The sequence below is a fragment of the Streptomyces lavendofoliae genome (assembly GCF_014649735.1).
GTDB lineage: Bacteria > Actinomycetota > Actinomycetes > Streptomycetales > Streptomycetaceae > Streptomyces > Streptomyces lavendofoliae.
Genome location: NZ_BMTP01000033.1, coordinates 1 through 21498 on the forward strand (window position 1 = coordinate 1; position 21498 = coordinate 21498).

General features: G+C 67.6%; 13 protein-coding genes and 1 pseudogene. 6 read left to right on the plus strand and 8 right to left on the minus strand.

Translation table 11 applies throughout. The features are described from left to right. Nucleotides 1–192 precede the first annotated feature (192 nt). Both IE109_RS31945 and IE109_RS31950 read right to left on the minus strand, forming a co-directional pair. Nucleotides 193–372, minus strand: coding sequence for a helix-turn-helix domain-containing protein (locus IE109_RS31945; RefSeq protein WP_229891841.1), 180 nt, complete (start codon nucleotides 370–372; stop codon nucleotides 193–195). Nucleotides 373–584: 212 nt separating this feature from the next. Continuing rightward, nucleotides 585–2324 (minus strand): cellulase family glycosylhydrolase, encoded by a 1740-nt coding sequence (locus tag IE109_RS31950; protein ID WP_229891843.1) that lies wholly within the window; start codon nucleotides 2322–2324, stop codon nucleotides 585–587. 372 nt (nucleotides 2325–2696) lie between these two features. Here IE109_RS31950 and IE109_RS31955 point away from each other — a divergent pair. Next, nucleotides 2697–3565, plus strand: a protein-coding gene (locus IE109_RS31955) for an IS5 family transposase (protein WP_373297810.1) whose coding sequence is annotated in 2 segments (ribosomal slippage) — nucleotides 2697–3072 and nucleotides 3072–3565 — 870 coding nt in all. Because the reading frame shifts where the segments join, the coding sequence is not laid out codon by codon here. Between the two features lie 13 nt (nucleotides 3566–3578). On the opposite strand, the gene IE109_RS31960 is transcribed toward IE109_RS31955, so the two are convergent. Beyond that, nucleotides 3579–5627, minus strand: a complete 2049-nt coding sequence (locus IE109_RS31960) for a PA14 domain-containing protein (protein ID WP_189554863.1) — start codon at nucleotides 5625–5627, stop codon at nucleotides 3579–3581. A 455-nt stretch (nucleotides 5628–6082) separates the two neighbouring features. Continuing rightward, the gene (locus tag IE109_RS31965; RefSeq protein WP_189554864.1) at nucleotides 6083–6688 is read right to left on the minus strand and encodes a TetR/AcrR family transcriptional regulator; all 606 of its coding nucleotides are present in this window, start codon (nucleotides 6686–6688) and stop codon (nucleotides 6083–6085) included. A 157-nt stretch (nucleotides 6689–6845) separates the two neighbouring features. On the opposite strand from IE109_RS31965, the gene IE109_RS31970 reads away from it, so the two are divergent. After that, nucleotides 6846–7982 carry an MFS transporter gene (locus IE109_RS31970; protein ID WP_229891845.1) on the plus strand — a complete coding sequence of 379 codons (1137 nt, stop codon included), beginning with the start codon at nucleotides 6846–6848 and terminating at the stop codon, nucleotides 7980–7982. 108 nt (nucleotides 7983–8090) lie between these two features. On the opposite strand, the gene IE109_RS31975 is transcribed toward IE109_RS31970, so the two are convergent. Continuing rightward, nucleotides 8091–8975, minus strand: a complete 885-nt coding sequence (locus tag IE109_RS31975; protein ID WP_506417191.1) for a GlxA family transcriptional regulator — start codon at nucleotides 8973–8975, stop codon at nucleotides 8091–8093. Here IE109_RS31975 and IE109_RS34250 point away from each other — a divergent pair. Then, nucleotides 8862–9488, plus strand: a complete 627-nt coding sequence (locus IE109_RS34250) for a DUF8841 domain-containing protein (protein ID WP_506417192.1) — start codon at nucleotides 8862–8864, stop codon at nucleotides 9486–9488. The two genes, IE109_RS31975 and IE109_RS34250, sit on opposite strands and share 114 nt — an antisense overlap. 434 nt (nucleotides 9489–9922) lie before the next feature. On the opposite strand, the gene IE109_RS31980 is transcribed toward IE109_RS34250, so the two are convergent. Together IE109_RS31980 and IE109_RS31985 are read right to left on the minus strand one after the other, a co-directional pair. After that, nucleotides 9923–10867, minus strand: a complete 945-nt coding sequence (locus tag IE109_RS31980) for an endonuclease/exonuclease/phosphatase family protein (protein WP_189554867.1) — start codon at nucleotides 10865–10867, stop codon at nucleotides 9923–9925. A 1296-nt stretch (nucleotides 10868–12163) separates the two neighbouring features. After that, nucleotides 12164–12592, minus strand: coding sequence for an ML domain-containing protein (locus IE109_RS31985; protein ID WP_189554868.1), 429 nt, complete (start codon nucleotides 12590–12592; stop codon nucleotides 12164–12166). 442 nt (nucleotides 12593–13034) lie between these two features. Here IE109_RS31985 and IE109_RS31990 point away from each other — a divergent pair, with 442 nt between their 5' ends. Beyond that, nucleotides 13035–14078 (plus strand): hypothetical protein, encoded by a 1044-nt coding sequence (locus IE109_RS31990; protein WP_189554869.1) that lies wholly within the window; start codon nucleotides 13035–13037, stop codon nucleotides 14076–14078. Nucleotides 14079–14671: 593 nt separating this feature from the next. After that, the gene (locus IE109_RS31995) at nucleotides 14672–14935 is read left to right on the plus strand and encodes a hypothetical protein (RefSeq protein WP_189554870.1); all 264 of its coding nucleotides are present in this window, start codon (nucleotides 14672–14674) and stop codon (nucleotides 14933–14935) included. Nucleotides 14936–15415: 480 nt separating this feature from the next. On the opposite strand, the pseudogene IE109_RS34185 reads toward IE109_RS31995, so the two are convergent. Beyond that, nucleotides 15416–18689, minus strand: a pseudogene (locus IE109_RS34185) (RHS repeat-associated core domain-containing protein). Between the two features lie 2003 nt (nucleotides 18690–20692). On the opposite strand from IE109_RS34185, the gene IE109_RS33570 reads away from it, so the two are divergent. Then, nucleotides 20693–21043, plus strand: a complete 351-nt coding sequence (locus tag IE109_RS33570; protein WP_229891851.1) for an SMI1/KNR4 family protein — start codon at nucleotides 20693–20695, stop codon at nucleotides 21041–21043. The last annotated feature ends 455 nt before the right edge of the window (nucleotides 21044–21498 follow it).

The following is a 21498-nucleotide window of genomic DNA, read 5'->3' on the forward strand; positions in this document are numbered from 1 at the left end:
ACTGATCAGCCCAGGCCAGCCCACCACCCACTGATCAGAAAAACCGCCCCTGGACAGGCGCACTGCGCAAGCTAGGGGTGCAGTGGGCGTAGGCCCAGCCCAGCAGCGGGCGGGTCACCGTGTCCGGTGCCCGACGCAGCTTTGCAGGCGGCGACTCCGCCAGTGTGAGCCGCTTTGCGCGGCCCATCATGATCACTGTGGCGGGTTGGCCGGCGCCTGCGTGAATGACGTGCCCACGAATTCACGTACAGCGGCTTCGGGGATGCGGAAGGATCTGCCGTCGGCGGTGCGGACAGCCGCCAGGTGCCCGCTGTGCACCATCCGGTAGACGGACTGCTTCGACACCCGCATGATCGAAGCAGTCTCCGCCACGGTGCGCCGGAGTCCCGCGGCCGACCCAGCGCGCGGTGGTGCACGTCCCGGCCGTGCTGCAATTTCGGCACCTTCCAGGGCCGTCGGCCCGGCGGGTGTGGCCGGGCCGGCGGGTGCTCCCTGTCCGATACCGCCGGGCCTGGGTTTCCGGAGGTTGCGGTGGGGCAGCTGCGGGGGCGCAACTGATGTCGGTTGCGGGGCAGCGGCTGTGGTCAGGCTGTGGTGCAGGTTCTGCCGCTGAGGGTGAGGGTGGTCGGGGCGGTGTTCGTGGCGCCCCTGGTGGCGATGAAACCGAGAGTGACGGAACCGCCGGCGGTGATGGTGTCGGTGTAGGAGGCGGGGATGACGCTCACGGAGCCGCCTGTCTGGGTGGGGGTACCGCCCCACATGTTGTTGATGGTCTGGCCGTTGGTGAAGGTGAAGCCGAGCTTCCAGTTGCTGACAGCGGCGGCGCCGGTGTTGCGGATGGTGATCTCGCTCTGGAAGCCGCTTCCCCAGTCCCCCACCAAGCGGTAGCCGACGGAGCAGGTGCCCGCCGGGGTGCCGGTGGTGGTAACGGTAACGGTGGCCGAGCGGGTGGAGCGGTTGCCGGCCGCGTCCTTGGCGTAGACGGCGAAGGTGTAGGCCGTGCTGCCGGACAGCCCTGTGACCGTGGCCCGGTTGGACGCCGAGCCGGCCACCTGCGTCTCGGTGCCGCCGGTGACACGGACGACGTCGTAGCCGGTGACACCCACGTTGTCCGTGGAGGCCGCCCAGCTCAAGGTCACGGAGGTGGCCGTCACCTCGGAGGCGGTGGGAGTCCCCGGAGTGGTGGGCGCAGCGGTGTCAGCGCCGGGATCACCGGGGGTCTGGCTGAGCAGGTGCGCCTTGAACCCCTCACCGTAGGTGCTGGTCGGTGTGCCGTTCCAGTCCTTGATGAGCACACTGCCACCGCTGCAACCCCAAGGGTTCCAGGTCCAGGCCGTGTACCCGACCTTGTTGGCGTCCGCCCAGGCCATCACCTGATCGATGTAGTCATGGGCGCAGGTGTTCTGACCGATCTCGCCGGTTTGGACCGGCACCTGGGCGGCGACCGCTCCGATGGTGCTGTCCCAGCACGAGGTGGTCACGCAGCCATTGAAGTTGTAGGAGTGCCATGAGGCCATCAGATTGCCGGTGGGGTCGGCCGGCTTGAATTCCAGCCACCGACTCAGGTTGTTCGTCCACTCCAGACCGCCCGACATGATCACGTTAGTGGCACCGGTGGCGCGTACCGCGTTGACGAGGGTCTGCATGCCGGCGACCGGGTAGGTGATCCCGGCGCAGGTGCCGCCGTCACGCAGGCAGGTCCATGCGGCCGTGGCGTCGGACCAGTTGTTGGCCGCGTCCGGGTACGGCTCGTTGAACAGGTCGAAGATGACCGCTCCGTTCCCCTTGAACATCGTGGCCACCTCGGACCAGAACGTGGGGGTGTAGCGCGCGTTCGGCATCGGCTTCTGACAGGTGGCCGCGACGTCCGGGCAGCCTGCGCCGGGGCCGGTGTACTCGCCCCAAGTCCAGTGCAGGTCGAGGATCACGTTGATGCCGTTGGCCATCAGGAGGTCCGCGTAAGTCTTGACCGCCTGCTGGTACGCCGCCGCGCTGGGAGCTGTCGGAGGTAAGTTCCCGGTGCCCAGCCAGCACTCCTCGTTCAGCGGGATCCGGACAGTGTTGATCTTCCATTCCTTCATCGCGTCGACGGCCGCCTGGTCCGTCGGTCCGTCGAATATCTCCTTGCCCTGGACACAGCCGAACTCCCCGCCGGACCGGTTGACCCCCAGTGGGCGGAACGTGGAGTTGGACCCGGTGACCAGGCGGTTGCCCGACACGTGCAGTGCCGGCGCCACGGCGACCGCCGATGACCTGCCGTCTGCGGCGGACCGACCGGCCGCCGGCGAGGCGACCGCCGAGGCCGGGCCGCCGAATCCGGCCATCGAACCCGCCATAAGCACTCCGACAACGCCGAAAGCCCGCAGGGCTCTTCGCATACTCATCGCACTCTCCCTCAACGCACCTATGTGACCGATCACTCCATATGGGACGGCTCGGCGAGAGACCGGCCTCAGAGCAGGTTCCACAGTGGGCAATGCGCCTCTACCTGGCTGGATGACCTTCGATACTGCGCATAACGCTGATTCCGACGATCATGGGAGCGCTCCCATGGACAGAGAGCGTAGACACGCCGGGCAACCGGACGGAAGCTCTCTGCAGGACTTGTTTCTGATGTCGAACCCTGAGGCTTCGGAAGCGGGCAGAGGAGGGTGGTCGACTAAGGTCCGTCTTCAAAGATCACCAGGTCGTGGATCATGGTGGGGTGGTACGTCCATGAACTCACTGATCAGGAGTGGGAGTTGCTCGCTCCGCTGATACCGCGGGCCGCGACGGGCCGGCCGCGGGTGTCGGACCGGCAGGTCGTCAACGGGATGGTCTACAAGATCCGCACCGGGATCTCCTGGCGTGACCTGCCCGAACGCTACGGATCGTGGCAGACGGTCTACACCCGCTTCCGCCGCTACGCGATCGACGGCGTGTTCACCCGGGCCCTGCAGCAGATCCAGGCCCGGGCGGACGCCGCCGGGGACATCGACTGGCTGGTCCAGATCGACTCCACCATCGTCCGCGCCCACCAGCACGCCGCCGCCACCGGCCGAAAAGGGGGAGACACCGGCAGGACGAACCGGACGATCACGCCCTCGGCCGATCCCGAGGCGGACTGACCACCAAGGTCCACCTCGCCTGCGACGGCAAGGGCCGTCCTCTGGCCCTCCTCGTCACGCCGGGCCAGCGCCATGACAGTGTCTGTGCACGCATCCTGCTCGAACGTATCCGCGTTCCCCGCAGCGGCCTCGGCCGGCCACGCTGCCGACCCGACCAGGTCATCGCGGACAAGGCTTACAGCTCCCGCGGTTTCCGCGCCTACCTGCGGCGACGCGGCATCGCGCACACCATCCCCGAGAAGGCCGACCAGCGGCGGCACCGGCTGCAGCGCGGGAGCCGCGGCGGCCGACCGCCAGGATTCGACCGGGAGACCTACCGCCAGCGCAACCTCGTCGAACGCTGCTTCAACCGGCTCAAGGGCTTCCGCGGCATCGCGACCAGGTACGACAAGACCGCCACCTCATACGAGGCAGCGGTCAGTCTCGCGTCGTTCCTGCTCTGGGCAAGATCCGTTTGAAGACGGACCCTAGCTAGACGCGGTCCTGGAAGAGGCAGGTCCACACGTACGTGCCCGCGACGCTGCCGTCGGCGCGCACCGCTTCCAGCGTGTAGAAGTATGTGTTCGCCTTCGTCGCCGTGCTGTCTGCCCACGACCGGGTGTCCGCCGGCAGCAGCCCGGCATGCTGGGGCTCGTACTTCTCGGTCGCCGGATTCCACCGGCTCACGCGGTAGCCGGTGACCGTGTCGCAGAGCGCGGTATTGGTGCACTGCCAGTTGACGGCCAGGGCGGGCGGGGAATGGACCTGCGAGTTGTGGCCCACGCTGCCGAGCTCCCAGTCCCGGGTGACCGTCACGGACGGCCGGACGTCGAGCTCGGTGGCGTCGATGACGGTGACCTTCGGGTCGCTCGGGTGCAGCGTGTTGCCCCAGCGGTCCCGGGCGGTCACCGCGTACACGCCCGTCTCGCCGTCCGGCAGGTCGCCGCAGAGGGTCGCGAGCGGGTCGCTCTGGCCGTCCCAGCAGTTGTACGGGCCGAGCCACTTGACTGTGCCGTCGGCCTGCCGCTCGCCGGTCCACACCCAGTAGTTCTCCAGGTCGTCCTCGGTCGAGGCTGCCCAGCTCACCACCATGCCGTCGCCGCGCGGCGTCACCTTCACGCCGGTGACCGGCCCGGGCGCCACGTTGTCGCCGGTGCGGACGACGAGCGGCGCGGAGTACGCCGACTCGTTGCCGTCCGGGTCCACCGCCGTGACGGCGTACGTCACGTACGTGCCGTCCGGCGCGGTCAGGTCGCGGCAGATGCCGCCGGTGCTGGTCTCGTCGCTGTTCTCATCGAAGCAGGTCACCTTGGTGGCCGTGGCCGGGGCGAAGGTCTTGCCCAGCGAGCGGTACACACCGTAGTGCCCGCCGTTGTCGAAGTCCTCGATCCAGCGGACGCCGCCCTGTTTCCAGTACACGTCGGTGTAGCCACGGACGTCGGCCCCGAGACCGGTCGGGGCATCCGGCGGCGTACGGTCGACGCCGTCGCCGGTGACCGTGGCGTAGGCCCCCGGGTTGCCGGACGCGTCGATGCCGCGGACGCGGTAGTACCGGTTCACGTTCGGGGGCGCGTCGGTGCGGTACGACATCGTGGTCGTCGTGCCGAGCAGCTCGAACGGGCCGGTGGCCTCGGACGAGGCGTACACCTCGTACTTCGCCGCGTCGGCGACGGCCTGCCAGTTCAGGGCGGCCCGCCACGCGTCGCTGACGACCGTGAGACCGGTCGGGGCCACTGGGCCCGTGCGGTCCACGGTCGTCGCCGTCACGTCCGGGCTGCCGGTGGACTCGCGGCCCGCCTTGTCGACGGCGCGGACCTCGTACAGGAAGGTCTGGCCGGTCGCGGGTGGGGCGTCGACGAAGGACGGGGAAGTGAGCAGCGACGTGCCGCTGACCTTGGCCCAGCTGGTGGCGCTCAGTCGGCGGTACACGCGGTACCCGGCGAGGTCCATCTCCTTGTTGGCGGTCCAGCGCAGGGTCGTCTTGGCGGTGTCGCGGTTGTACGCGGCGGTGAGGCCGGTCGGGGCGAGCGGCTTGACCGTGTCGGCGGCGGCCTCGGTGCGCGGGGTGTACGTGAAGGCTGCGTTGGCGACGCCTGTCCAGGCGACGTAGTCCACGCGGATCGTGTGTTTACCGGCCGACAGGCTCAGGTCGACGCTCTTGCGGGCGGTGGTGGAGACGTTCTTCCACAGGTCGATTTTCCGCTCGCCGTCGACGTAGACGCGCATGCCGTCCTGCGTGGCGGAGGAGAGCCGGAAGGGCCCGCCGGAGCCGAAGTCCCGGGTGAGGGACCAGCGGACGGAGAAGTTGTCCTTGGGCAGCGTGACGCCGGCCGGGTCGCCAGACCCGTAGTTCTCGCTGATGGCGGTGTCGCAGGCGGTGAGCTTCGGCGTGCCGCTGAAGGTGGAGTTGCCGAAGTACTGCGCTTTCCAGACGGGGGAAGTGCAGGTGACCGCCGCGGAGGCGGGGGCAGCGGTGATCAGGCCGCCGGTGGTGGCGAGCGCGGCTGTCGCGGACAGCGCGGACAGCCGGGTACGAGTCATCACAGAGAGTGGGGCCCCTTCTGGACCAAGGGAAAGCACGTGAAACGGGTGACGCCTGTGTGACTCACGAGGCGGGGGCAGGGTTGCCCCGCCCGCTCACCTTTTTCACGGACGTTCGCCACGCGTCGGCCGTGCCGGTGGACGTCAGCCGTAGCGGCGCGCATGTTCTCGTACGGCAACCGCTCGGCCATCGGATGGATCGACTTGCGCCGGTCACATCGCTCTGCCATGCCTCCGACCAGGCAAGATCAGCAGACCTCACGAAGCATTACTAGGCGGCGATGCTGGGATTCGGGTACGGGGAGGGCGGCGAGGTGAACCTCGATATGCAGGTCCATTGGACCTTGCCATCACTATGCCCGGCCCACGCCCCCGCGCGGACGAGCCGCAGGCGACGCCATAGCAGACCGTTGAGTCGGCGGTGGTCCGGATCGAGCTCCACTGGCTCCGGGCCATCAGGCAGATTCCGGGGGCGTGGGGCCCAGGCCCCGGATCACGAAATCGATCGCGGTGGTCAGACGCTTGAGGTCGTGCCCGGCTCGTTCGCGTACCCGTAGGCCGAGAACCGTGGTGAACAACAGCTCAGCGGCGGCGTCGGCGTCGAGGTCCTCGGACAGCTCACCACGATCGCGCCCCTCGGCCAGGGCCGAGCGCAAGGCCTGGCGTGTGACCTCGAATGCGGCCTCGGTCCGCTGCTGGACCTTCTCGTCGGTGGTGCCCAGTTCAGTTGCGGTGTTTACCACGAAGCAGCCGCGACTTGGCTTGCCGTCGGCTGGGCAGGTGACCAGCCACAGCATCCATTCCCGTAGCGCCTCCCGGACCGGGCGGTCTGTCGTGTCCAGCCGCTGGCGTGCCTGAACGGACTCGGTGGCCCGGTAGTGGTCGAGCGCGCGAAGGAACAGCGTGTGCTTGTCGGTGAATGTCCGATACAGGCTGCTGGGTGTGAGCTTCAGCTCGTCACCCAGGTCGCGCACCGAGGTGGCGTGGTAACCGCGTCGCCAGAACAGGTCGGTCGCCGAGGTGACCGCGTTCTTCTCGTCGAACTGTCGGGGGCGTGCCATGGGTTCACCTTACCCAACTTGTGGAGCGTTCGCTCCCATACTAGTGTCACCGTATGGGAGCGAACGTTCCCGAATTCTTGAGGAGGATGCGTTGACGACCGCAGAGCAGACCCCCGCCCAGACGAGGGAGCCAGGGGCCCCGGACAGAAGTCGCTGGATGGCGGTCTCCGTGGTGACTCTGGGCACCTTCCTGCTGGTGACCGCCGAGCAGCTGCCGATCGGTCTGCTGACCTCCGTGGGGTCCGCGCTGTCGGTCTCCGAGGGGACGGCAGGACTGATGGTGACGGTGCCCAGCATCGTCGCCGGGTTCGCCGCACCGCTGGTACCGATGATCGTCGGGTCGCTGGACCGCCGCATCCTGCTGCTCGGACTGATGGTCCTGATGACCGTCGCGAACCTGGGCTCCGCCCTGGCGCCGAACTTCGCGGTGCTGGTGGGCTCCCGGGTGCTGGTCGGCATAGCGGTCGGCGGCTTCTGGGCGGTCGCCGCCGGCCTCGCGGTCCGGCTCGTCGCGCCTGCGGACGTGCCTCGCGCCACCGCGGTCATTTTCGGCGGCGTCGGAGCCGCGAACGTGTTCGGTGTCCCGCTCGGCACCCTGGTCGGTGACCTGACCGGCTGGCGCATGGCCTTCTCCTCGCTCAGCGCCCTGGCGCTCATGACCCTGATCGCCCTGCTGGCGGTACTACCGAGGCTGGTCGCCTCCCAGCCCATCCGGCCCAAGCTGCTGATGGAGCAGCTCCGCAACCCAGGCGTGCGCGTCGGCATCATCGCGACGGTGCTCCTCGTGTTCGGACACTTCGCCGCTTACACGTTCGTGAGCCCGGCGCTGCAGAAGCTGTCGGGGATCGACGAGCGCTATGTCGGTCCGCTGCTGTTCGGGTTCGGCGCGGCCGGCATGATCGGCAACTTCGTCGCCGGTTCGGCGCTCTCCCGCCGCGTGCACCGCAGCGTGCTGACCATCGCCGTAGCCATGACGGCCACGATGCCCCTCTTCCTACTGCTGGGCCAGACCGCGATCGGCGGCGCCATCCTGCTGATCGCCTGGGGTCTGGCCTTCGGTGGTGTGTCCGTGGGCCTCCAGACTTGGATGATCAAGGCCGCTCCGCAGGCCGTGGAAGCGGCCTCCTCGCTGTGGGTGGCGGTGTTCAACCTGTCCATCGGCTGTGGCGCGCTGGCCGGCGGCATCATCGTCGACACGCTTACGCTCCAAGGCGTGTTCTGGCTCGGCGGCGCCTGCGCCTTGCTCGCCGCCATGGCGATCTGGACCGCACGCACCAACGACGCCACGCGCTGACCGAATTCTGCGCAGGACCTGCCGAAAATTCGTCACCACACGGCGCGGACCGGGTCACAAGGAGATTACCGAGGCCGGCCCTGGGGCCTGTTGGTCGCCCCGCCCGCCTCAGGCCGGGCGCATCGCCGCCCGGTACTGGGACGGAGAAATCCCGTACCGGCGGGTGAATGCCTGGCGCAGCGCCTCGGCGCTGCCGAAGCCGCAGCGCGCGGCCACGCTCGTCATCGGCAGAGTCGTCGAGGCGAGTACGTGTGCAGCGGCTTCGGTGCGAGCCTGCCGGACGTAGCGGCCCGGCGCCCGGCCCAGCTGCTCCGTGAAGAGACGGGTGAGGTGGCGGGGCGTCACCCCAGCCCGCGCGGCCAGCGTCGCCGTGGTCAGGTCGTCGTCCGGGTGGGCCGCGATGTGCTCGACGAGCGCGCGGACCCCGTCGTCAGGGGCCGACGGGGTCGCGGTGAACAGGCTCATCTGCGCCTGGTTCCCGGGCCGTTGCAGATACACCACGAGGTCCCGGGCTACCTGGCGGGCCAGTTCGGGGCCGTGGTCCTCCTGGACCAACGCGAGGGTGAGGTCCAGCGCGCTCGTCACCCCGGCCGCCGTGTAGACGTGACCGTCGCGGACGTAGATCGGGTCCGGGTCCACTGCCACGTTCGGGTGCCGCTCGGCGAGCAGGCGGGCGAAGCGCCAGTGGGTGGTCGCACGACGGCCGTCCAGGAGCCCGGCGGCCGCCAATACCCCCGCACCGGTGCACACCGACGCCACCCGCCGGCTCTCCCACGCCAGCCGGCCCACGTGCCCGACGAGCCGCGTGTCCGACGCCGCCCGCTCGTACCCCGTACCGCCGGAGACGAGCTGGCGGAGTGGACGTTGCACGAGTCCGGCCTGGGAGCGCCGCGGCTGCACCGCTACGACACGGACAGCGACCCGCTGATCGTCCTCACCGCCGCAGCCGCCGTGAAGCTCGGACTGCCCGAGCGCCTTGAGGGCCACGAGCAGCGCCGCTCCCTGCGCCTGCCAGAGGATCACCCGGTGGTCAAGCAGGTGGTGAAAGCGAAGTGGCGGCTCACTCAGCGCGGGTTCGGCCCCTGGGCAAGGATCTACCGCAAGGCGCAGGGCCGCGAGCGGCAGTGCGTGCAGCTGGCGGTCCTGTCGTGGGACGCGCTCGATGAGCGGGTCCTGGCCCGGCGGGAGCGCGATGGAGCCGGCCGGCATCACCCGTGTCCTCGGCATCTACGCCCAGCGGGTCATCACCCCGCGAGGGTCGACGGCCGTGTCCGGACTGGAGCTGATGACGGCGCTGCGGCCGCCCCCCGTGCGGTGCAGGACCCGCAGACGGGGAACTGGGTGTCCGGCCACAAACCCCGGCTCGCTGGGTACCGAGCCGATGGACCCGGCGCCGCCGGAGGCCACCTCCGAGCACCCGGTCGTCGTGGCCTCCGGCTGGATGGGCGGGTTCCTCAACGAGGAGGCGTATCAGTTGGTGCGGCCGGTGGACCTGCTCACCGATGAGGAGTGCACCCTGCCCTTCGCAGTCGGTCGCACCCAGACAAGGGGTCGGCCGGCGGCGGGCGCACCGGTGGGGTGCGGAGCATCGGGTGCGGCGCACCAGCGCGCGCGAGAGTGCCGGGCATCGTCGGAGTGGTGCGGTGCCGGACGCGGTGGCGCACCATCGCGGTGCGCACCACAGTGGAGCCCATCGTCGTCCGGCGCACCGAAGTTGGAGCCCACCCGGTGGAGCCCACCCGGTGTCGTGCATCGCCACTGGATGCAGAACATCGTGACTCCACTCAGTGGACGATGCCCGGCCTCGTCGCCATAGCCAGGCGTCGGAGTGCCGCGCTCGGGACAGGGGCGTGGTGTCCGAGGACGTGTGCTGCCCTGGGCCGTCAGCCTAGCCGCACTCGCCATGGAGTACCTGCCCTCCTGACAGCTTGGAGGGTGCTCTACGTGCGTTGGACTGTGGCCTTGAGCAGCCAGTGGTCGCTCAGCGCCGAGACGCTGTCGGAGTAGTCGACGATGGCACCTTCAAGTCGCCATCCCCGGTCGGAGAAGAACAGGTAGTCCAGCTTCTCGTTGGAGAGCACCCCGTCGTGAGTGACCCTGTTCTGCTGATCTCCTTCGAAGTTCCCCCAGTCGTACAAGTACCTCAGGCGCGGGCGCTCGTCTTCCGCGTTGAGATTGAGATCACCACCGAGGACCGTGCGCCATCCCTTGGCTTGCCACTTGGCTCCCAGCGCCCCGAACCGGTAGGCACACGCTTCGCGGGTGTCATAGTCGGTGCCTTCTCGCTCGTCTACACCGTCGCTGGGGAAGTGCGATCCGCAGGCCATGACCTTGTACGTCCAGTCCCGCAGGCAGGCCGCTCCCTGGGTGGGCCGGCCAGCCTTGTCGTTTGCGTACGGCACTCCGGGGAAATTCTCGTCCTTCGCCCGGATTTGGGACCCTCGGAACTTCTTCAGGGCTACCAGGACACCAGCCCTTTGGTCCTCGGTTCCCGGCATGGAGCAGCGGTTGACCTCTCCCGGCCTTCCACCCATGACTGGGCCAGCCCGGAAATTCACCCTCCATCCGTCCTTCAGATTTCTCTGAAGCTCACCTGCGTGGGCCTTCTCGCACACTTCGGTGAGGATGATCACCGCCAGCGAGGGATCGTCAGCGACACGTTCCATCACCTTGGCGATCTTCTCCTTGGCCGTGCCCGTACCCCCGCAGATACTCTTGGCTCCACCACAGATGTTCCATGTGAGGGCGTTGATCTTGCTGGGCAAGCGCTGTTCCGCGACGTCCGCCGCGGCTGGCGTCGTGCCGAGGAGCGGGAGAGTCAGGGCAGCCAGCGCGACAGGCGTCAGGGTGGCACCGACTCGGGCTTTGCCGTATGGCCAGCGCATGGGGCACTCCTTGGGATGTCAATGAGACGGCGTGCAGGGCACGCAGCCTGAGTGGGCTTCTTGGTTCTCGGCCTGGCGGTTGTCTACGTGGCGAACCGGCCGGTTGACCTCTGCGGACATCTGGCAACACGGCCAGAGTCCTGTCGTGAATTCCTTGGCCGGGCCTTGCGGTCGGTTAGAGCGTGCCCCAGCCCGGTGCGGGATTCGACTCGTTTCGGTCTGTCCCGAAACGAGGATGCGGGTAAGGATCATCCACAGGCGTGGCTGGGGGTGTCGTGCTACGAATTCACATCACTGTCGAGGAGCTGGCGCAGGTACGGGTCACGGTGCTGGGGCCGGTCGCAGAGACGCAGTTGAGCTTGCGGACGGTACAGCGGCGTGACCGTGCGGTGCTGTTCGGTGGGTGGCGCGCACGCACGGGACCGCGGATTAGCTCCGATGGGAGGGATGCGGCGCGGCTTCTCAGCCCCCTTGGCGGGGGTCTGGTGGATCTTTTCACCTTGGTGGGCGCGGTGGGCTGTATGGACGAGGGGATAGAGCGGCTGATCGGTGTGCCGGACCGGCTGCGCGCGGAGCTTTCCGTACTTCCGTGCACCCCCTTGACCGCGACCTGATCGCGAGCCGAAACGGCCGATGTCAAGGGGAAACGTCGCGGTAGCAGAGCCGGACAAGGGGGTGTAGCGGAGCCGGACAAGGGGGTCGCGCGCGTCCGGCCGCACCCGGACAAGGGGTCGGCCGGCGCAGGCACACCGGCGCGGTGCGGAGCATCGGGTGCGGCGCACCGGCGCGGTGCGGAGCATCGGGTGCGGCGCACCGGCGCGCGAGAGAGTGCCGGGGATCGTCGGAGTGGTGCGGCGTACCGGGTGCGGTGGCGCACCATCGCGGTGCGCGCACCACGGTGGAGTCCATCGTCGTCCGGCGCACCGGAGTGGAGTCCACTCGGTGGACGATGCCCGGCGTCGTCACCACAGCCAGGCGGTGGAGTGCCGCACCCGGGACAGGGCGCGACGACCTGCGCACCGGCCGCACGTTCCGCCCGGGGATACGGATCAAGGGGGTGCGCCGCGCGCCCGGGGTTTACGAGCTCACGTGGGACGGCGGCGGGCGGGCCACCTGGTCGTACGGGCCGGAGATAGTGCGCGGTGTATTGACCGAACTAACTGTGACGTTTTCGCAGGTCAGATGGGTCTTTCTGGCCTTCAGTACGTCGTCTGAACCACAACCCTCGCCCAGACCACCGGTACAAGCCCGTCAACCGCAGCAAGCTGATCCGTTGGCGCTGCGCACAAGGGCTTCTCAGCGGTTGTCGAACGTGAACTGGAGGTCGAGCAGGCTGTAGTCGTCAACGGTGTAGCCGCTGACTGAAACCGTGAACTCGCCCTTCGGGGTGCGTTCGGTGAGCTTCATGGTGGAGACGAGCTGTACCTCACCCTTCGGGATGGGCTTACTGGCATCGCCTTGGACAAGGGCAAGGGTCCAGTTGCCCTGGGACGCTGCGCCGTCGCTCAGTTTCTTGAAGAGGTCGCAGGTCTCGTTCCGCAGCTTGATGAGCCCGTACTTGACCGTGACCTTAAGGTAGGCGCCGTTTTCGATCTGCTCGTTGGCTGTGCCCTTGATGAGCATCTTCATCTCGCAGGGCGTTTGCAGCGGTTCCGGCCAGACTTCAATGCTGCGGATCGTCAAGAGACCGCTGGACCCGTGGTCCGAATAACTCCATGTAGCCATGCCGCTACAGTACCGTTCCGACTGCCTTGGGGCGCAGTGATGAACGTTTTCCACCTCCTCATCCGCGCTGGCGCTCTCTTCAGTGCCCGCTGCGGCGCCCCAGACAGGCCGGGCGGCAACGCCCCGACCGACGCGCCGGGCATGACTGACGGCTGCTCTGTCGGCTGGCGCCTGCGGGCGGTACTGGACGCTGAACCGCACGCAGTTTGCACCCACCACCACCGACACGGCGGTGCCGGCGCGGCGCCGCCGTACTGGGGTTTGGAGGTCAGCAGATGAGGGGCCCCTGCGTGCTCACAGTGTGACGGCGGTATCGGTAGTGGTCTGGAACTGGGCGGCTTTGAGGTCAAAGGCGACGGCGTCCACCACGCCATCCTCGGCATCGCCCGCCTGCACAACCTCGCCCGCGTCGGATAGGCCAACGGGCGGTACGCAGCCGACCTTGTCCTCACCAGGTCCGAGGTCAGTTACGGGACAAGCCTTAGTTCAGAGAAGGCGTACGGCACGTCATCTGGCGCCACAGGAACTGGTCGGACAGGGAACGGACGCCTGCCCGGACAAGAGCCTGTGCCTCTACGAGGACCCCAACCTCAACCAGGCCAAGGCCGCCAGGATCTGGGCCTTCCCTCTCACGAAGGCCCGCACGGACTACACCCTGCAAGGGCACGCAGCCGCCAACCAGCCCTCCTCCGGCTATCTGAAAGCCCCCGACCGGCTCTGGGCCGCGGACCTGTACTCCAGTGACACCTGCAACTTCAAGGGGAAGCAGGAACAGTCACGCTTGTCCATCAGGCCCAACGAGCCGTACAACTCCCTCGACGGCCACAAGGGCCGGATGAAGTCTCTCGTCTTTGTCGCGACGGAAAGCGGGCTGCAGGAGCACTGGCGGACCACCAATAAGACGGTGAACCTCAACGACAAGGTCGGATGCGTCTCCGTCACGGGCACCAAGAAGCCCGTCAACAAGCCCCCAGAGGCTGTCCCGGACGCGGCCCCGGAGATTCGGGAACTCGTCGGACAGGGATCGGGTGCCTGCCCGGACATGAACCTGTGCCTCTACGAAGACCTCAACCTCAATCAGGGCAAGGCCGCCAGAATCTGGGCCTTCCGCATCACCGAGGCCCGCAACGACTACACCCTGCAGGGGCACGCTGCCGCAAAGAAGCCCTCCTCCGGCTACATGAAAGCCCCCAATCTGGGGTGGGCCGCCTTCCTGTTCCCCGACTACACCTGCGGCTTCGAGGGAAAGCGGGACGCAGAAGGCCTCTCCTTCAGGCGTAACGAGGCGTACAACTCCCTCAACGGCCACAACGGGCGGGCGAAGCGGTACGGCTACTTCAACAAGAAAGGCAAACGGACCAAAGACAAGGTCTGGGGCATCACCGACGAAACGCTGAACCTCAACGACCGGGCCGGCTGCGTCACCGTCGGGGCCTACAAGAACACGGATGGGCTGCGCCCGGCCTATGACGGTGACATGCACTAAGCAGCCGGACAGAAGGGTGCCGGTGCCACGGCGGAGGGGATCACCACCTCCGTCGTCGTGGGCGCCGCCCGCCTTCGGACGACTGTCGACGCAGACGGAACAAGCGCGTCCCACTCATCCATGAGCGGGACGCGCTTCCGCCGCGCCCGAGAGCCAACAGCATCGGCTTCTTTACAGGCATCCCCCACGCTACGACCCGGGTCTGACATCGCTCCGGCGCGACCGAGCGCGGCCGCGCTCGAGGGAAGGAAAGCGGACGGGCCCAGCTTGGGACGGCCGCCTCGGTGAGACGCCTCTAAAGTGTCTGGAGAACCGTCGAACTTAGGCTGGAACCGCAGCTCGCCGGGCAGCGCGCCCGGCGCGGGCACCGTGTCACGGGCCTGCGCCAGCATCGGTTCCACCGGCGGCCGAAGCACCACACGTCCGGTCTACGGTCTGCCCGATGTCCCCGCGACCGGGCGCAGCCACCAGTGCCGAGGGCCCGCGGCCGGTGGCCATGCGGCCACGAGCTTCGTGCCGATGGAGTAGATCGCGGACGTCATCAAGTGATCAGCGCGCACCACCTCGCGCGGTCACATCTCGTTGGGCGGGACATGAAGCTGCCTACCGGGCCGGGCAAGGTCGAGGCGCTGGCAGAGGAGGCCGTCGTCGCGGCGTGCGCACTGGCCGACGCCGCCGACCCGGCGCGGTGGAGCGCGGACGCGGTGGAGGACGTGGCCGCCGCCCTCGAGGTCCTGGCCGGTGCGCTCGCCCAGCTCGGTCCGGAGTGCGCGGAGATCCTGGTGGCGATGATCGCCCCGTCGGGGCCATCCGGGGCGGGCTGGGCTGCGTACTGGCACCGGGCCACCGCCCAGTGAGAAGGATTTCGGCGAGCTGGCCACCCCTCCGCCGCAAGCCGACGCGGCGGCGCGGCAAGGTGTTCCGCCGTGCAACTGACCACACTCGCCATATGGCGTGTGCCTTCTGGCGACGTTTACCTCTTCTTGGCTACCGCATAGAGAACAATCGCGAGCGCTATGAGAAACCCGATCATGACCAGCCAGACGTAGCCACCGGAAGCAAGGGATGTCCCGGTCAGGACTGCCGAATGCACTTTCATTTCCTCCGCTTGATCACCAGCATTAGCAGCGCGATGAGCAACACAGCCCCTACCGCAATAGGAATGTGCCAACCCCCGCCGTCGCCTGCTTGCGAGGCGAGGATGAAAAGGCCGACCGCCGCGCATACGGTAATTGCTACACCTACACCGAATTGTGTTTGTCTGTTCATTTTTATCCCCCTTCTGCCAGTGGGGCGCCTCCCTCCAGGGGACGCCCCACTGTGCGTCTTCAAGGAGTTCAGCTTCTCGCAGCGGCCGTGCCGGCTGCGGCTGCAGCCCCCAGGCCGGCTGCGACTACGTGGCACCCATTGATCCCGGCGCCGACCGAAGCACCGAGGGTCGGGGCTGCTCCGGCCGCAGCTGCGGCAAGGCACAGGCCTTCGACGCCGATGCCGGTGAGGATTCCTACCTTGGTAGCGAAAGCGGCGTCCTCGTTTCCGGTGACAGTTTCGTAGGTCAGCTTGGCGAACTCCAATCCACCTGACAGGTCGGGGAATGAGAGAAGACCAGTCGGGTCACTTTGGTTAACCGGGTCGCCGTTGGCGTAGAGGTAGGGGTTGGTTTCCTGGCCGGAGGGGTCGGGTTGGGTGAAGCGTGCGGTGTTGGGGTCGTAGTAGTGGGCGCCCATCTTGTACAGCCCGGTGGGGTCGGCTTATGTGCCGGCGAAGCGGTAGAGCTGGGGGATGGTTTCGGTGGTGGTGCGGGCGCGGCCGGTGGGGTTGTAGGCATAAGTGTGGGTGCGTGCGCCGGTTTCGTCGACGAGGCCGAGGATATTGCCGGTCGCGTCGGTGAGGTAGTAGTGGCTCTTGCCCCCGGTTCGCATGGAGTTGAGTGTGCCCGCCGGTTCGCGGATGAATCCGGTGTCGGTGCCGGCGGTGGTGGTGCCGGTCAGGCCGAGGGCGGTGTGGTGGAACCAGGTGTCGCCGAGCTTGGTGCGTTCGCTGTTGTCGGTGCCGGCGTGGACGGCGTCGCGGGTGGTGCCGGAGGTGGTGATGGTCTTCAGTTGGCTGTGGTCGCTCCAGGTTTCGGAGGAGCGGGCGTAGCCGGTGCCGGGGGTGGCGGCGAGTTCGTTGCCGGACTTGTCGTAGGCCCAGCCGTCGGTGGAACCGCTGCGGGAGATGAGCTGGGAGGCGTCGTTGTAGCCGAACGTCGGCGTGGTGGGGCAGGAAGTGGCGGAGGAGTCGTAGTGGGTGAGGTTGCCGGCCTTGTCCCAGCAGTAGAGCCAGGATGCCTTGCGGGTGCCGGCCGTGTCGGCTTCCTTGGCGTACGACAGCCGTCCTTGGGAGTCGTAGCTGTAGCTGAGGGTCAGCTTGGCCGCGTTGTCCGTACGGGTGCGGATCTTCGTACCGTCGGTGGCGCCGCCGGTGCCATACCCGTAGGTGTAGGAAAGGTCCACCAAAGTGTTCGTACCCGAGACGGCCTTGACGGCCTTGGGGCGGTTGGACTCGTCGAGTGTGACGGTCTGTGTGGTGCCGCCGGGGTAGACGGTCTTGGTGCGTTTGTCGTTGTTGTTGTAGTCGAAGTCGGTCTTCTTGCCGGCCGGGTCGGTCAGGAAGTCCAGGCAGCCGGCCGCGTCCCAGGTGTAGTCGGTCTTGCCGTTGGGGTCGGTGTAGTAGTCGACGTCACCGCCCGGTGTGTACGCCAGCAGTGTCTGGGCGCCGTTTTGCGGGGTGCGGGTGGATTCACGGTTGAGTTCGTCGAAAGTCCAGATGGTGGTGCCGGAGGCGTCGGTACGCGAGGTGAGGTTGCCGTCTGCGTCGTAGGTGTAGGTGACGGTCATGTTGGTGGAGGAGACCTGCTTGACCCGGTCGCGTGTACACGCTCTTGATGCCGCGTCCGTCGGTGACGGTCTCCACCCGGCCGAGAGCGTCGTGGGTGTAGGTGACGACACCGAGCGGGGCGGGCGGGGTGACCTTGGACAGGTTTCCCTTGGTGTCGTAGATGAAGGAGGTGACCTTGCCGTTGGCGTCCTTGGCCGTGCAGCGCTGGCCCTCGAACCCGCCGCAGGTCGGGATGGCCTTGTTGTACGTGTACGTGCGCTGGCCGCCGTCGGTGCCGGTGGTGGTCACCGTCTCGGTGTTGCCGTTGGTGTCGTAGGTGTAGTCCTCCTTCTGCCCGTCGGCGGAGGTGTAGCTGCCGGGCAGGTCGCCGCCGGCGATGGTGCGGTAGCCGGTGAGCGCGGCGGTGGCGCCGGTGGGCAGTTGTGCGGAGGAGGGGTTGTTGCGGGCGTCCCAACCGTAGGTGGTGACGTTGCCGCCGGTGCCGTCCGTGCCGGTGCCCATGGCGTCGGTCGCCGTCTGCACCAGGTGGTTCTTGTACGTTCTGGAGCGGGGGTGGCCCAGCGGGTCGGTGACCTTGGTGATCTCACCGTCCGCGTTGTGCGTGTGGACGGTCCTGTCGCCGTCCGGGTCGGTCACGGTGGTCGTGCCGGCAGCGGAGGGGGTGGCACCGGAGTAGTCGTAGCGCCAGGTCGGGCCGTTGTGGCCACTGCTGGTCGACTCCGTCACCCGCTGGACGGACCGGACACGGTTCTGGGCGTCGTAGGTGAACAGGGTGATGGTGTCCTCGGGGGTGGTGACCTTGGCCAGGCGTCGCGAGGAGTCGTACGCGTACACCGTCGCCTTCCCGGCCGTGTCCGTAAACTTGGCGAGGTCACCGGCCGCGTTGAGGTCGAAGACGGCGGTGCGGCCGGTGTGGTCCTTGGCCTGCCACTGTGAGGCGTCGGTCTTGACCAGGTCGATCCAGCGGCCCGAGCGGGTCTCGGTCAGCTTGAAGCCCTTGTGCTCGGCCCCTTCGTCGTGCTGGTCCACGGCGATCGTGCCGTTGTTCTTGTCCGTCACCTTCGTCAACGTGCCGTGGGCGTTGTAGGTGTCCTTCGAGCCGGACTTGCGGTCGGTCAGCGCGTACGTGCCGTCGGCGTTCTTCTTCAGGTCCTTCGAGTAGCCAGTCGGCGTCGTGAAGGTGCCGTCGGCGTTCTTGGTGAAGCGGACCGCATCGCCGGTCGCGTCGTACACGACGACCTCGGCATCGAGGATCTGTGCGTAACGCTCATAGCCCTGCCACCAGCGCTGGGAAACCTTGCCCCAGGGGGCGTCCAGCGAGTTGTACGTCCGTGTCAGCTCAAGCTTCTGCCGGACGCCGGCAATGCCGAAGTCCGTGGCCGCCAGCATCAGGTTGCCGTTCGACAGGTTCACCCGCGCCACCAGGGCATCGTCCAGCCGGGTGTCGGACAACTCGTGCCAAGGGACCTGCCCCTGCCCCTCGGACACGTAGGTCGTCTCCGCGGCGGCCGCGGTCGAGCCGCTGCGCATGGCTGGTCCCGCCTCCGCAGTTCTGCCGGCCTCGGCGCGGGCCTTTTGCGCGGCGCGCCAGGCGGCGAGCTGGGGTGACGGCTCCGCCTCGGCCTCTGAGACCGGGGCCTTGGTCGTCCCGGACGGGATGGGCGGCGAGGCGATCGGCTTGCCGGGCGTGGTCCACGGAGTCGTGGCCTGCGGCAGCTCCGGGGCGGGCATGGGGGCGGCGAACGCCGGTGCCCCCGCCACCACGAGGGAGACGGCGGTGATGGCCGCGGTCAATGTGTAACGAGAAATTCTGCGGGCACGCCGAAGAGACGTGTCCCAAGCACGTGAGTGCATCTACTTCCCCCCACAGGAAGATCCGCCACAGCGACCCCAGTGGTCACCGGGCAACCGCAAACTGCCACGATTTGTTGACAAGTTGCGGCGACCTGTCCCAAAGAATCGAACGTATGCGCCCCGGAATCAGTCCCACCGCTTGATACGGGCAAAAGGGAAGTCTTCAGGCGAACCGAAAAGTCTGTCCTGCTAATCGCACGCGACCCGTGTCGCCCTGAGGAATACAAGGTGCTGAACCCATCGCTCCAGCTTCCCGGAGCCAAGCGGAGTGGTGCCGTGCACAGGGCCGCTGTACTTCGCTCACCGACCGGTCACCTGAGCCACGCGCCGGTCCAGCGCGCTGCCCCTTGTGAAAGCCCAGCGCGCAGCCCTTCCAATCCTTCAACGCGGCCCCCGCCTGTACGGCACGCTCGGCCCGCGCGCGTCCGGTACGGCGGCGCGGCCGACGCGGCCGGCGCGACAGTGTCTCGGCCGGACGCGCCAGACGGGCGCGCAGCGACAAATCACCCTGGCTCTCACCCTTACCGGAAAATGCGACGGGCTCGGCCCGGCAGGCAGCCGCCGCGGCACGTTCTCCGCCGCCCGTCGTTACGCTCTTGGTGGTGGCCGAGCAGCCCTGCGTCCCGTGGTGTTTATCCGACGCAGCCCCCACGCGTCAGCTGCTCCGTCCCCGGGCGCACCTCAGTCGCCCCGGTCGCATCCAGGTTCGTCGGAGAGCGCCCTGTATATGCGCTCCAGCTCGGGCGAAACGGGGGTGATCTCCAAAGCTCGGCGAGCCGACCCCTTGCCCGGCATCGGCAGCCTTGTTGCCAACGAAGACGCAGTCGAGCCTTGCATATCGCCCTGCGCTGGGCTGGATGTCCGAAGCACACGAACCGGCGCGCCTTCCCCCATACACAGACCCCTGCTGTCAAGGGCACTCCTCTTGATGAATCCGGCCAGTAGACGCATGCCCGCCTCCTGTGCCACCCGGCGCCATCACGCCCACGGTCGGCTCACCCGAGCCGTAGGGTGGACCGGCCGCATGTTGTGCTGGAGCCTCGCTTGCGGCGTGACCACCGCCGCCACCGAACTCCTCTTAGCCCCGCAGACCGGCTGGTGGACCGTCCTGTGGCCCCTACCCTGGTGCCTCACCCCCCTCACGGCGCTCGCCTGGGCCCTGCTCCGCACCTGCGAGAAAGCCGCACAACACCCGCCGGACGAAGACACTCTCCCCGACCGGTGGGACCAGGCAGCGTAAAGCTGGGCACATCATTCGGGCCCAGAACTCCGCGTCCCAGCGCAAAGCCGTTCCCGCCCGGACATCCAGCCGAGTACCTGATCACCCCCACTGAGGCTGCGTCCCCGGACCCGGGGCAGCGCGAGGAAGCGGAAGCGCGGCACCTCCTCGGACGGCTGTAAGGCCAATTCCACCCAAGGCCCGCGAGCCGGACAGCCCGACCCGACTGGCACAGGCCGGGATTCGGCAATGTCGTCGGAGGACGTAGTCACGGCCCCACGTGAACACGCAGCCGGGCCCGGCCTTCCAGAGGGATGCCCCGGGCCCGTGCGTGTCCAAGACCTTGCCGACTCAACAGAGCGCTCGGGAGGTGCTGTACGTGGCCGGAGCGGAGACGTCGATGGTGTGCCTTTGGAGGAGGACAGCGGCCCGGACACTCTGGGGCGCTACCGGTACCAGGCGGAGATAGCCGCGCAGGACTGCCTGTCCAGGTTCGAGCAGGAAGCCATCGACTACGTCGTCTGCGAGTGGCATGAGGACTTCGTTGTGGCATGGGCCGGCGGATCCATGGAACTGGTGTCGGTAATTCTGAGCTCCTGCCAGTCAGGCCGTCCAGCTGGCCCGGGGGCCTGCTGTCAGTGCAACCGTCTATGTTCAGCGGATGACACAGATAGATCTTCCTGCGTTCGAGCGGGAGTGGCTTCGGTTTGCGTCGTGGCTCTGTTCGAACTCGCCCGCCGATCACGCCATGCTGCGAAGGCCGGCGGAGCGAGAGCGGCTCATCGAGCTGGAGTCGCGGCTCGGCTTCGATCTGCACCCGGAGCTCAAAGCACTGCTGCAGCAGCATGATGGAGCCGCTGAACCTGTTGCCGCTCCTGGCTCCCGCAGACGCCTTCCCGCTGGTGCTTTTCTTCCCTTGGGGCACCGCCTTAGCAGCGTGGACGACATCGTGATGATGTACGACGTGCTCGTGGACGTCGGCAAGGACAACATCGACGCTGACCTGTGGTAGGACGATGCACTGGCCGTCAATCTCCATCGCTGCGTGCCGTTCGCGCTTCCCAACGATGGCGGGGTCGCCATTGTCGATCACCGCCCCGGACCCTCATATGGTCGCGTGTATGAGATGGGCATCGGGTCCGGAAACCTGGACGGGGCCCTATGGGCAACCGGCCTGACACAGCTTTTTCGAACCTTGACCGATTCCTTGGAATCTGGCGGTCCTTTCCTCTGCTACTGGCCCACACCCTACGAAGACGAATCAGGTCACCGTTGCCTGGAGTGGCAGATCCGGACCTGAGGCGGTCGGCTATGGCTCCCTCTACCAGCGGTCGGTGTGCGGGGCCATTTCGGGCCAGGCGGCGGGTCATAAGGGTGATGAATGCCCAGTTCAGGTGGCTTGAGAGTCTAAGACCGTGTCCTACATGGTCAGTTGGCGGTTGTGCTGGGCATGGGGAGTGGACGGTG